Here is an 11,549-nt window from a genome sequence, read left to right on the forward strand (position 1 = left end):
ATCAGTCCGCGCGGCATTCACCAAGAGCGCTGTTGCGCCATGAACCGGCTTTTGCGAGCCTCGCCGCTGAACAAGACGTCCGGACCGCTAAGTGCGGAAACGCTCCGCGACAAGCTCGAGCAAGATAGGCCCGAGCAAGACAGGCTTCGCAAGTTTTCCGGCTTGCCGGGATTGCCTATTCGGAAACTTTTTTCACGAATTTCGATTTCAGGCCGATCTGCCCGAAACCCGGAATCTTGCAGTCGATATCGTGGTCGCCCTCGACCAGCCTTATGCCGCGAACCTTGGTGCCCACCTTGACCACCGAAGAGGAGCCCTTGACCTTGAGGTCCTTGATCACCGTCACGGTATCGCCATCCTGAAGGATGTTCCCGACACTGTCGCGCACCGCATCCGCCTCGCCCGAAGGCGCGTCCGGCGACCACTCATGCGCGCATTCCGGGCAGACCAGAAGCGCATCGAGCTGATACGTAAAGGTTGAAGAACAGGCGGGACAGGGAGGCAGGTTTTCGCTCATGCGCCTGCCTATAATGCGCAATCGGCAAAGTGGCCAGCAGAATATCGACTGTCATCGTTTCGCTGGCCCTCCCTTTTCCGAAACAAGGACGGCATCGGGCTCTGGAGGGTCGCATGTTCTACCGAAATGCTGGAGCGTCTCCCCTGTTTCCTGTCCGAAGGAATGCGCCAGCCGCTTCGGCATCACGAACGCCTGCATTTTCTTTCCCTCGTGCGAAGCCGGTTTGCTCGACCATAAGGGACGCCGGTCGCTGCCAATCACTCATTTGCACGCGGAAAGTGAAGACAGGTGAAGGCTTGCCTTGCCGGCCTTGAAAAACACCGCAACCTGCGCCCGAATTCTCACATTTTAACGTGTTTGCCGCTGTGAATTATTCTTCTTCCATGAGCGCAACTAGGGACTTGATTGACATCTCGAATATGCTAAAAGGCGGCACCAAATCGGAACGGGCTTTGCCTGACCGGGGCATTGGCTTTATTGATAAGCGCGTGTTCGTTCCTATTTATGCGATATCAATCGCAGGGTTTTGGGGAATAGGTTAACGGTAGACCCACGGACTCTGACTCCGTTAGTCCTGGTTCGAATCCAGGTTCCCCAGCCATTCATTTCCAAACATTGATAGGCACCGCTTTCTCGCGTAATTTTGTGCGAAATTTCAGCAGCTTGCGCGGCCGTCGGGCAGACGGAGACGGTGTTTACCGTCCAAACCGAGGCCGGAATGGCCAGCAGTCTCACCAGATTCATTGGACGCTGAGAGTTTGCTAGTGGGTGCATCAAGGGACCATCGGTCGAGCCGGTGCATCGGAGGCGACTGAAGCTTATTCACGCGCCACCGCATTGTTGATGGTGTTTTTCAGAGTGCCGCGATGAGGCGGCGTTGTGCCTGCCAGTCGATGGGCAGATCGTTACGCTGGAGCCATTCCGATGTCAGCCCGACCGGCTGTTCACCCCAAATGATGGATTGCAGGACATCGGGGGCGAGGAAGGCGAGATCGATTAGTTGCACGATGCGTGCTCTGGAGAGGTTTTCTGTCGCCGCGATCTCATCGATGGTCGAACCTTCCTTGACCGCATCATAATACCGATGCCCGCGTGCAATGTTGCGGATCAGAACCTGATCGACGGCTTTTTGTCCGGCATGTGCGATCACCAGCTTCGTCTCGACGCCGCGCTTGCGGAACTGGAAGGCGGTGGCAAAACACAGCCTTTCAGCATTGAGCCTGTCGGCCGGAACATTCAAAATCGCAGCCACGGCATCTGCCTGCAACACGATCTTTATCTCCCCCGGGATTACTGTCGCCTGTTCGATGCCGTCCAGAATCAGCGCCAGCTCCTGGCGGGAGGTTTCAATTTCGTCATCGCTACCGAGCATCTTCAGGATCCGGGCGATCTCGTCGGCTGACGGCTGCTGCAAGAGATCGGCCGCAACATGTTTCCGCAGATGCGCAAGCACGACTTTGCCGAGCTGGTCTTCCAATGGTTTGGCCGGCAGTCGCCAGTCGTTGGACGCGCTTTCGGAAGCTTGCCCCTTGCCCGAGATCAGCCGGTTTGAGACGTAATAACGATATCGCCTTCCCTTCTTCTCGGCATGGCTCACCGTCAGACGATCGCCGGTCTCATCACGAAGTTTGCCTGCGAGAAGCGAGGTATTCGGTGTGCTTCCCGAGCCGCCCCTTTTTCGTGAGGCATCAGCGCTCAGCTTCGCCTGCACCGCATCGAAGGCTTCCGGTGCGATGATGGCCGGATGCTGTCCGGCATGGATCTTGTCATGATGGCGGATGCGACCGGCATAAACCGGGTTGGTCAGGATGTAATGGATCTGGCTGCGTACAAAGGGCGCAAGTTCGCCGCTCTGCTTGGCAAACTGTGCTGCTGATCCTCCGCTCGTTCCATCCGCATGGGCGGCGCAATCATTTCCAACGGATTTCGCCTTGCGCTTCCTGAAGCGTGGTTTCGATCGCAGCCCGATGCGCTCCGCCTGCCGCGTTACCTCCATAATCGATCCGTGATCATTGTAGAGATCGAAGAGCTGCCGAACGATCCTAGCCTCTTTCTCGACAATCTTGAGCGTCCGGCCATCGGGCGTGTAGCCGAGGGGTATGGCACCGCCCATCCACAGCCCCTTCTTCTTCGAGGCGGTGATCTTGTCGCGAATGCGTTCCGCCGTGACCTCGCGTTCAAACTGGGCAAAGGAAAGCAGAACGTTCAGCGTCAGCCGGCCCATGCTGGTTGACGTGTTGAAGGATTGCGTGACCGATACGAAGGAGGCCTGGGCTGCGTCCAGGCGCTCGACCAGCTTGGCAAAGTCCGCCAATGAACGGGTCAGTCGATCGATCTTGTAGACCACGATCTGGTCGACCAGTCCTTCATCAATGTCGCGCAGCAGCTGCTGCAGCCCCGGCCTGTCCATATTGCCGCCGGACAGGCCGCCATCATCATAGTGTTCCGGCAGCTGCACCCAGCCTTCATGCTTCTGGCTGGCAATGTATGCCGCACAGGCCTCACGCTGGGCATGGAGGGAGTTAAACTCCTGCTCCAGCCCGTCCTCGGAGGATTTGCGCGTGTAGATGGCGCAGCGGATTCTCTTCATCAGCTTGCCAGTCCGAAGAAGCGCGGCCCCGACCAGCGCGTGCCGGTGATCCTGACCGCAACACCGCTCAGGGATCCGTAGATATTGCCATCGAACAGGAAGCCCTGCTCCAGGACCTCAATCCGATATGTACGGCCATTCCATTCACGCACCAGATGCGTGCCCGGGCGCGTTGCGACGAGACGCTTGCTCGCCGCTCGCACTGCCGCATTTCCTTTGCGCTCTCCCTCGATCAAAGCGGCATTGAGCGCTTTTTTGATCCCAGCCGCGTGCCCTCCATGGACTCTCAGTTGAACCTCATGGGCCAACGCCCGACGCAGGAAGCGAAGCGATATGTATTTTGGTGGCGACTTTCCGAAGGATCGCCTCCACCGCGCGATACAGTCTTCACGCTCCAGGGCCTCGACCGCCGCCACGTCGCATACAAGATTGTCATCTCCGAGCATGGTCATGCGCTCACCGCGTCAGAGGCGCCGGCCTGCTCGCTCGACCTTGCTGCGATCGCGTAGACGGTCTCGCCCGTCTTTGGAGATTTGGACATGACAACTGGATGGCCGTCCTTGCGCAAACCCGACAGAGCAGCGCGGACCGTGTGCGCCTGCCAGCCAAGCCGCTCGGCTATCAGGGAGGCACGCGCGCCATTCGGCTTCGCCAACAGCGCGATCAACTGATCCTTCTTGCGCCTCTTGGCAGATTTGGCGACTGCAGCCTTCGCATCGCTGCCGGCAGGATGACCGGAAGCTGCCTCCGGGGCGACGGCTTCCGCGATAACAGCATCATGTTGAGAGATATTCATTCTGGTCTCCACTCGGTTTGAGAACCGGCCATTCCGGTCCTTGCACCGCGTGAAGCCCGCGAGGCGGGCGCGGTCGAGCGCATCATCCGCACCCGACCGGAGACCAGCAATGCTTCCTTGGCAGCCTAAGTCCAGCGGCAAGGGCGAACACTCACGCAGATCAGCGGAGGTCAGCGAGCGGTCCCCCGCCTATTGCCGCGCAATCCTTCCGATCCGCTCCACGATCTTCCGATCACTCGTCACCTTGCCAGTCCTGATATCGGCATAGAGGTCCATGCACTCAGGGATCAATCGTTCGATCCGGCGGCGCGTCTCGCCGAGGGGTGGCATGATCCAACCACGAGGCCTGGATTGACCAAGTGTTGCCCAGGCTTTGCGCACATGTTTGAGAAGCTCGCGTTTCGTCAATCGACGATAGCGCTCCATCGCCACGATGATGGCGGTGTCGGACATACGGTAGCGTGCCGGCAATCCCTCATTCAAAAACTGAACGAGAACGAGCGGTGTGGCACCGGAGAAGAGGCCAGCCGGGCTGTCTGCTGGAGCCCGCGCTAGCCGCTCCTCAAGTATGGCCTGCAGGATCAGGACGTTCCGACGCCTGCAATTGTCCTTCAGCACCAACAACTGCTCGGCATCCGCGGGACCGTCGATCCGATAGCCCGTTCCTTCAATGATCACGATGTCGTCGGGATGCGGCAGCACACTCTCAGGATCGCCACCGCGTTTGATCACCTCGTCCAACAATCTCTGCTGATGCTCCTTGAAGCGCAGGCCGAATGCGACATCCTCCTTGATCACATTCTGCCGAACCTGTTGCGCGACAGTGATCGCCTTCACCGTGTGACCGAGGGCATGTGACGAACCGTTCGCAGCCGTCTGCAGAAGCTTGCGGATAACGACATTGCCAACCGTCGTCTTCAGCTCCCGGCCTTCGCTCAGGATGGTGATCTGGCGATCGGCTTCCTCCAGCAATGTCTGCTGGATCGGGGTGAGGCTGACAAGCTCCGTCTCCGAAGACGTGGCCGGTGGTGCCTTTCTGCGCCGGGTCATGGCTGCACCTCCACCAAAGCTTCCTTTCCATATCCACTGACAGTCTCTCCTCGCTCGGCCACAACGTTAGCGAAGAACGCACCAGTGCCCGCCAGAACGGCGCGCTCACCGGTCACGCGCTCGAAGCGACGAATGATCGTGTCGCAATAGAGTGGATCGATCTCGACCAACCGGGCAGCACGGCCGCATTGTTCAGCAGCGATCAGCATCGAGCCTGAACCGCCGAATATGTCGAGGACGATATCCCCTCGCCTGGAACAGTCCCGGATCGCATCGGCAATCATGGCGACCGGCTTGACGGTCGGATGCATGGAAAGCTCCTCGTCCCGCGTTGCACCGAGCGAACTGATGCCCGGATAATCCCAGACATTGGTGCGATAGCGCCCTTCGTCGCCGAGCCCGAAGTTGTTGATATGCGCTGCCCTCCCCTTCGTGAACACGAAGACAAGCTCATGCTTGGAGCGGTAGAACGACCCCATGCCACCATTGGTCTTGTTCCACACGCACAGGTTGTTCAGCTCATCGAAGACGGCATGGCCAGCCTCCAGCAACTCGCGCATATGCCGCCAATCCATGCACACATAGGCAATCGCCCCATCCTTGAGATGGTCGCTCGCCGCGGCAAGCGACCGACGGAGAAACTCGGTGAAGGCAGTCTCGTCCATCTCGCCGGAGGCCAGAGCGAACTCGCGATGCCGGATGCGGCCGAGGCCACTCACATGACCGTCGATCGGAACATTGTAAGGCGGGTCGGTGAACATCATGGTCGCGCTTTCGCCGCCCAAAAGACGCCCGATCTCTTCGCTCGATCGCGCATCGGCGCAAAGGAGGCTATGCGGCCCGAGCTGCCATATGTCCCCTGCCTTGGTAGCGGCAGGCCCATCGGAGATCGGTTCCGGCGCATCGAGATGATGATCGGCCACATGCTCTCCGCGGACTTCTCCGTCCAGGACAAGGTCGATCTCCGTCGTCGAAAAGCCGAGGATCTCGATATCGAAGTCGAGATCGATCAGGCCCTGCATCTCGATGGCAAGCAGGTCGCGATCCCAGCCGGCGTTTTCCGCCAGCTTGTTGTCGGCCAGGATGTAGGCGCGGATCTCGTCACGCGACAGGTGCGACAGTCTGCGGACAGGAACTTCCTTCATTCCAATCAACCTGGCCGCCTCCACCCGGCCGTGCCCGGCAATGATGGAGTGATCGTCGGACACGAGGACCGGATTGCAGAAGCCGAAGCGCTTGATGCTGTCGGCGATCTGGCGGATTTGCTTCTTCGAATGCGTGCGTGCGTTGTTGACGTAGGGAATGAGCCTGTCGATCGGGCACAGGTCTTCGCTTGGCGAATGCATGGGCAATCTCCATAAGCCCCACACGGAGCGGGAAAGCTGATTTTTGTTGGGTACTCGTGACGCTTGAACTGGCCGAACGATAACCAAGCGGGTCCAGGGGCCGCAATATGCGCTCTGCAAATAGCAAAACTGTTTCAGCTTTGCGCACACGCCTTCAAACGGGCTTTGAAGCCCCCTCAAACACCCTTTTAAGACCCTTCAAAAGCGAAATCCTGCAGACCGCAGAAAATCAGGCAAAATTTTAGAATAATTTTCTAATGAGGAACTGTTGCTTTCCCACCAGAGGACATTCTGAGCGAGAGCAAGCCGAATCAGCGCCTAGCATGAAGGCACCAATATTCCATAAATTTCAGCTACTTAGGGGATCAATCGACAATTTCTACCAAAGTCAGCTCTGCGCCCCAAATTGGTCATCCAGGCTCTAAATCAGCGTCCCCCGAAAGCGGACGAATGTTACTCTGACAGGCTCACGCCAGCAGATAGCTCGAATCTGGCGAAAAACTTGCGTTTTCTATCCCGTAGTTCAATCTTCGACTGTCGTTTGGGGAGGCACACATGACTAAGACTGCATTGTCGAATTTGAAGACCGTACGCCCTGCGCCGGACGATCTCCCTCGAAGTCTTCTGAACTACATAGACTACCGAAAGTCAGGATTGAGCCTCAACCACATCGTCGGATGTCCGCTGGATTGCGGATACTGTGTGCGCCACCTATTCGAAAACTTCTCGATGAAACGACCTCACCTGATCGTCGACGACGAGATCGCGGTGCAGGAACTCGTCGGCCATTGGGCGTTTCGGGCACACACGACTCCAATTCAGATTTTCAACCGAGCGACGGACCCATTTCTTCCCGGCGTAAAGACGCATCTTTTTAGAAGCCTTGAGGCTCTCGATGGGCGAGGATTCAGGAATCCAGTCCTGGTGATCACTCGATGGAAAATTGAGCCGTCAGACGTCGAACGGCTTGAGGCGCTCACGAACCTCAAACTGACGATCCTGGTCACATGGTCGGGAATCGATGATGACCGGGTTGAGCCGGTTTCTTCGGCGATCGCCGCCGGGAGCTTGGAGGTGCTGGCCAGTTCGGCCTCGCGCGTGAAGAAGATCCTCTACTGGCGCCCGATTATCTCGGGCCTGAACGACACGAACGATCACTTCGCGTCTGCGCGCCGGCTTTCGGAGTTCGCGGATGCGACGGTTTTTACCGGCCTCTTCTATCGGGAAGAAATTCGGGCCTACTTCCGCGAAGCCGGGTTGCCCGACCTTTATGCGGACGTTGCTCGACGGAAGGTTTTGCCGCGCGACGCCGAAAGGCGAATTTTAAGTCATTTCGAGGGGAGGCCGATCTTCCGCAAAACGTCGTGCGGAGTCGCCTTCGCTCACGGTGTCCCGGACTTCAATGGCCATTTCGGCATCAGCGAAATCTGCGATATCTGTCCCAAGGCCCAGCGCGAAATCTGCGGAAGACACCATCATAGACCGGATATGGAGGTTATTCGCAGCCTTGCTCGTGTGGTCTCGCTGGCAGACCTAGATGGTATCGAGATTTCTGATCGTCGGATCGAAGTCAGTGGCAGCCACGAAGCGCAACGCTATTTCATGCAGCACGCGTTAAACTTCCAAGTCCATGACCGTGCGCAGCCCCATAGGCAGCACCGGCACGGCCGAGCGGAGATCGGATGGGAATGACTTGGCAAAAGGTTTGGGTCACCGACGTAGAGGGCAACGGAGCTACTCCTCCTGAAATTGTCGAGATCGCACTGCTGGAGCTCATTGACCTCCGTCCCACCGGCCGAGCTTTTCACTGGCTGGTCAAGCCTGAGCTGCCAATTGCCGCGGCCGTGACCAAGATTCACGGCCTCTCCGACGACGATGTTGCTGACGCGCCAAGTATCGACGATATCGCCGAAGACGTCGTTACATGGACCGACGGAAGTGTCATCGTCGGCCACAACGTCCGCGTCGAGCTTGATGTTATCGGTCGATCGATTTCAGGATGGCAGCCATCGGCCGCGATCGATACGTTGAAGCTCGCTCGCTCCCTCCGCCCAGGCCTTTCCTCGTATAGCCTAGAGAATCTCGGTGCCGCTCTCAATTTGACGGCCGAGGCAGAGCGGCAGACAGGCTTGAAACACCATTCCGCCCAATTTGACGTCGCGCTCACCGCTCTGTTGTTCACTGCACTTCTCGAGCCGCTCGATCGCGACGCTCGCGATCTTCGTGCCCGAGACGCCGATATACTTTTCAGATCGCAGGAGAGCTTTTTATGAGCCTGAGGAAAGTTAAGGTCGGGATAGCCGGCACACATTCAACCGGAAAGTCGACTTTCCTCGAGCAGCTGAGCGATCATCTTGCGCGCGAAGGAGCGCGCATCGGTCGGGTAGGCGACCTCGCCACGGCGGCGCGGGACCGCGGCTTTCCGATCCTGACCGAGCATAACTTCGATAGCACGCTCTGGATCATGGCGGAAGGCATGAGGCAGGAGGCTGAAGCAGCTTTGGTCAACGAGGTCATTCTCGTCGATCGCCCCGTTTTTGACGCGCTGGGGTATCTCTACGCCGCCCTGGAAATCTCCGGTCGTTCGTTGCCAGATCGCCAGCTTGATGAGCTTCGTGCGATCGCTATCGCTCATGGAGGGGACTATGATCTGCTTGTTATCACAGAACTTGATCCAGTAATCCGACTCGGCGAGGGGCGGGATAGAAATCAGGATTTTCGGGTCGCAGCCGGCAGCAAGATCCGTATGATCGCCGACGAGGCGGGTTTCGAACCATTTATCCTGACTTCCGCCAACGGCGATGCAGTTCTGGAACTGGTTCTCACGACCGTCCACCAGCGCTTGGCAGACTAAGCGAAGAAAGTGCGCAGGCGCAGGCGGCACTCTGCAATTTCGGAAGTATCATGTTGGGGGGGGCAATGCCGGAGCTTTTGAACAAGGTCATCAAGGATCCGATCCACGAGTTCATTGATTTTAATGGCCCACGCGAGAACGAACTAAAAAAGTTGCTCTCCGATCCATATTTCCAGCGTCTCCGTCGCGTCAAGCAACTCGGCTTTTCCGATTACGTCTTTCCCTCAGCCGCCCATTCTCGGTTCGCGCATTCGCTCGGCGTCTACAAGATCGCCAAGCGGATGCTGATGATCATCGAGCCCGAGGAGGCTACCGGGAAATGGTCGCCTAAGGCTGAAGCGTGCTTGGCCGCCGCGCTGTTGCACGACGTGGGTCATGGCATGTTCAGCCATGCATTCGAAAAGGCCATGGAGTTCTTTCTGGCGCGCAACACGCTTGAAGGTCAACGAGCGAAGAGCTTCGCCACAGCTGTAGACCATGAGGCGGTCGGCCGAAGAATCATCACGGATTCCTCGATCGGCGGGGCGCTTGCGAATTTCGGCGGCCCCCATTTTCCGGGCATGGTCCGCGACATCATCAAGAAGAAGGACAAGAACTGCGTCTACACATCCATTGTTTCGAGCCAGCTTGACGCCGACAGGCTCGATTACGCGAAACGGGACGCCTATTTCGCCGGTGTATCCTCAGGCGGGATCGACCTGGATTGGCTGCTGCGGAATTTCAAGCAGGGTCAGAACGGCGACGCACATTTTCTCTATGTCGATAGCAAGGCGTATATCTCGCTCGAACAGTTCACGGTGACATTGTTCCAGCTCTATCCGACGATCTATTTGCACAAGAAGACCAGGGGCCTGGAATTCATGTTTGCCCAGCTCTTAAGCAGGGTTTTTCAGATGATCGCCTCCGATGACGTGACATCCACAGGACTTTCGGAGAACCATCCATTCGTTCGGTTTTTCCGCGAGCCAGATAATCTCGACCATGCGAGCCTTCTTGACGATACGCTCTTTTGGGGATCGCTCCATCAGTTCCGCGAGGCGACCGATACTTCCGTAAGTGACATCGCAACGCGGCTTTCGGATCGCAGGATCTTACCGATGATCGACATTTGGAAGGTGGCGGACGAAGTCTTGGCCTTGCGGTCCACGACCAGCGCGCTGCCTGCCATATCGCGCGTCGCGCTGATCGAAGGGATCTGCGTGGCTGTGGCGAAGAAACTGCAGGAAGATTCCTCAATCTGGAGCGACAGCTACTACTACGATACCTACAACCGGCCGATCTACAAGCCGAAGGGCATTATCGGTGGCGATCCTCAGCAGATCAATGTAAGCGTCGGCGGGCAAATTCTGGACATCGCGTCTATCTCTCCAGTCGTAGCAAGCGCCGCGTCATTTAACATCCATCGGATCTACTACGACGATCAGAATATCCTGAAGGCGGATATCTTGAAAAGTGCAATCAAGGCGTTGATCGAGGCGGAACTGAAGGATCGAGGAAGCTAGGCCCGTTCGCTGGTGTGAATGACTAAATTCTGGTCGAGACAATTTCAGGTAGATCGGTAGGCGCCGTTCGCACCGCCATGAAAGTTCTTCAGCTCAGGTCATCGGCTTTCTCAGTTTCCCGGCCAGAACCGGACAGTCCGGACTCGGCCCCCGTCCGGCCGTCTACTCGAGCCAAACCTGATCTCGGCGGATCCACTCGCGTCACCGCCTATATTGTATTGTCAGGAACGAAGGCTCTGCCATCGGACAGGTCGACAACCCCACGAAGCCACAGTAGTATCCCGGCGCTCAGCGTATGCCGTCTGATATCAAGGCGGGATTGGAGTCCGGGCAATCGACATCGGAGGTCATCACGACGGTGTCGAGCCGTTCCACTGCCCAAAGGGTGGGGATTGCATCACGAGAGAATTGAGAACGATCCGCCGATAGCACGAAATCAGGCAGGGAGGCCGCGGCTATGCCTAGGTGGATTTCCGAAATGGCGCTGCCGCTAGCCGCCGGCGCAGCACTCTTCTTCGGTTTGGCCGTGCTAAACTGGTCGGAAGTGCTTTTCGATTTTCCTAGTGTGACACGGGCCGCCGAAGGGCCGGCTGTTACGTCGAAAGACATTGCCGATGCGGTCGACCAGGTCGTCTCGATGCTGATGACGATCAGTATTGGCTTGTTTGTCTTCTTCGGATTCGTGATCAAATACTTCTTTGATAAAGGGGGGCCTATATCGATTTTCGCGGGCCTGTTGGCATTTTTGTTTCTGACATTCGAGATGATCGCGATCGATCTCGGCTACTATGCAAGGGCAGAAATCCTCTCACTCATGATCGACCGACAGGCCGCATTTGGTCATTTGAGTGTGATGGTCGCGCGCCAGGCTATGAACCGCGCCGGGTTTGCCGG

General features: G+C 57.5%; 11 protein-coding genes and 1 tRNA gene. 6 read left to right on the forward strand and 6 right to left on the reverse strand.

The features are described from left to right. Window positions 1–175 precede the first annotated feature (175 nt). The gene (locus NA8A_RS22630) at window positions 176–517 is read right to left on the reverse strand and encodes a zinc ribbon domain-containing protein YjdM (protein WP_009452762.1); all 342 of its coding nucleotides are present in this window, start codon (window positions 515–517) and stop codon (window positions 176–178) included. Between the two features lie 527 nt (window positions 518–1,044). Between NA8A_RS22630 and NA8A_RS22635 the strand changes: the two genes are divergently transcribed. Further along, window positions 1,045–1,118: transfer RNA gene (locus tag NA8A_RS22635), tRNA-Gln, on the forward strand. A 252-nt stretch (window positions 1,119–1,370) separates the two neighbouring features. On the opposite strand, the gene NA8A_RS22640 is transcribed toward NA8A_RS22635, so the two are convergent. From NA8A_RS22640 to NA8A_RS22660, 5 genes are all read right to left on the reverse strand, one after another. Beyond that, window positions 1,371–3,107 carry a recombinase family protein gene (locus NA8A_RS22640; RefSeq protein ID WP_009452763.1) on the reverse strand — a complete coding sequence of 579 codons (1,737 nt, stop codon included), beginning with the start codon at window positions 3,105–3,107 and terminating at the stop codon, window positions 1,371–1,373. Next, complete coding sequence (locus tag NA8A_RS22645) at window positions 3,107–3,559, reverse strand: DUF2924 domain-containing protein (protein WP_009452764.1); 453 nt, start codon at window positions 3,557–3,559, stop codon at window positions 3,107–3,109. The genes NA8A_RS22640 and NA8A_RS22645 overlap by 1 nt, the downstream gene beginning before the upstream one ends. After that, entirely contained in the window at window positions 3,556–3,903 is a 348-nt protein-coding gene (locus tag NA8A_RS22650) for a DUF3489 domain-containing protein (RefSeq protein ID WP_009452765.1), read from the reverse strand. Before NA8A_RS22650 ends, NA8A_RS22645 begins: the two co-directional genes overlap by 4 nt. A 189-nt stretch (window positions 3,904–4,092) precedes the next feature. Further along, window positions 4,093–4,953 carry a hypothetical protein gene (locus NA8A_RS22655; protein WP_009452766.1) on the reverse strand — a complete coding sequence of 287 codons (861 nt, stop codon included), beginning with the start codon at window positions 4,951–4,953 and terminating at the stop codon, window positions 4,093–4,095. Then, window positions 4,950–6,299, reverse strand: a complete 1,350-nt coding sequence (locus NA8A_RS22660) for a site-specific DNA-methyltransferase (RefSeq protein ID WP_009452767.1) — start codon at window positions 6,297–6,299, stop codon at window positions 4,950–4,952. The genes NA8A_RS22655 and NA8A_RS22660 overlap by 4 nt, the downstream gene beginning before the upstream one ends. A gap of 555 nt (window positions 6,300–6,854) precedes the next feature. Between NA8A_RS22660 and NA8A_RS22665 the strand changes: the two genes are divergently transcribed. The 5 genes from NA8A_RS22665 to NA8A_RS22685 all read left to right on the forward strand — a co-directional run. Beyond that, entirely contained in the window at window positions 6,855–7,991 is a 1,137-nt protein-coding gene (locus NA8A_RS22665; RefSeq protein WP_009452768.1) for a radical SAM family protein, read from the forward strand. Next, on the forward strand, window positions 7,988–8,572 hold the full coding sequence (locus NA8A_RS22670; RefSeq protein WP_009452769.1) for a 3'-5' exonuclease: 585 nt from the start codon (window positions 7,988–7,990) through the stop codon (window positions 8,570–8,572). The genes NA8A_RS22665 and NA8A_RS22670 overlap by 4 nt, the downstream gene beginning before the upstream one ends. Further along, window positions 8,569–9,153, forward strand: a complete 585-nt coding sequence (locus tag NA8A_RS22675; protein ID WP_009452770.1) for an AAA family ATPase — start codon at window positions 8,569–8,571, stop codon at window positions 9,151–9,153. Before NA8A_RS22670 ends, NA8A_RS22675 begins: the two co-directional genes overlap by 4 nt. A 77-nt stretch (window positions 9,154–9,230) precedes the next feature. Continuing rightward, window positions 9,231–10,655 carry an HD domain-containing protein gene (locus NA8A_RS22680; RefSeq protein WP_240532846.1) on the forward strand — a complete coding sequence of 475 codons (1,425 nt, stop codon included), beginning with the start codon at window positions 9,231–9,233 and terminating at the stop codon, window positions 10,653–10,655. 478 nt (window positions 10,656–11,133) lie between these two features. Next, the coding region (locus NA8A_RS22685; protein WP_040673401.1) for a hypothetical protein at window positions 11,134–11,549 on the forward strand (416 nt) is incomplete at its 3' end.

Origin of the sequence: Nitratireductor indicus C115 (assembly GCF_000300515.1) — a bacterium.
GTDB classification, from domain to species: Bacteria; Pseudomonadota; Alphaproteobacteria; order Rhizobiales; family Rhizobiaceae; genus Nitratireductor; species Nitratireductor indicus.

Excerpts from the sequence above, each read along its gene's own strand:
- NA8A_RS22655 (WP_009452766.1), bottom strand. The coding sequence starts at position 4,953 with ATGACCCGGCGCAGAAAGGCACCACCGGCCACGTCTTCGGAGACGGAG.
- NA8A_RS22675 (WP_009452770.1), top strand. The coding sequence starts at position 8,569 with ATGAGCCTGAGGAAAGTTAAGGTCGGGATAGCCGGCACACATTCAACC.
- NA8A_RS22665 (WP_009452768.1), top strand. The coding sequence starts at position 6,855 with ATGACTAAGACTGCATTGTCGAATTTGAAGACCGTACGCCCTGCGCCG.
- NA8A_RS22670 (WP_009452769.1), top strand. The coding sequence starts at position 7,988 with ATGACTTGGCAAAAGGTTTGGGTCACCGACGTAGAGGGCAACGGAGCT.
- NA8A_RS22660 (WP_009452767.1), bottom strand. The coding sequence starts at position 6,299 with ATGCATTCGCCAAGCGAAGACCTGTGCCCGATCGACAGGCTCATTCCC.
- NA8A_RS22650 (WP_009452765.1), bottom strand. The coding sequence starts at position 3,903 with ATGAATATCTCTCAACATGATGCTGTTATCGCGGAAGCCGTCGCCCCG.
- NA8A_RS22640 (WP_009452763.1), bottom strand. The coding sequence starts at position 3,107 with ATGAAGAGAATCCGCTGCGCCATCTACACGCGCAAATCCTCCGAGGAC.
- NA8A_RS22645 (WP_009452764.1), bottom strand. The coding sequence starts at position 3,559 with ATGACCATGCTCGGAGATGACAATCTTGTATGCGACGTGGCGGCGGTC.
- NA8A_RS22630 (WP_009452762.1), bottom strand. The coding sequence starts at position 517 with ATGAGCGAAAACCTGCCTCCCTGTCCCGCCTGTTCTTCAACCTTTACG.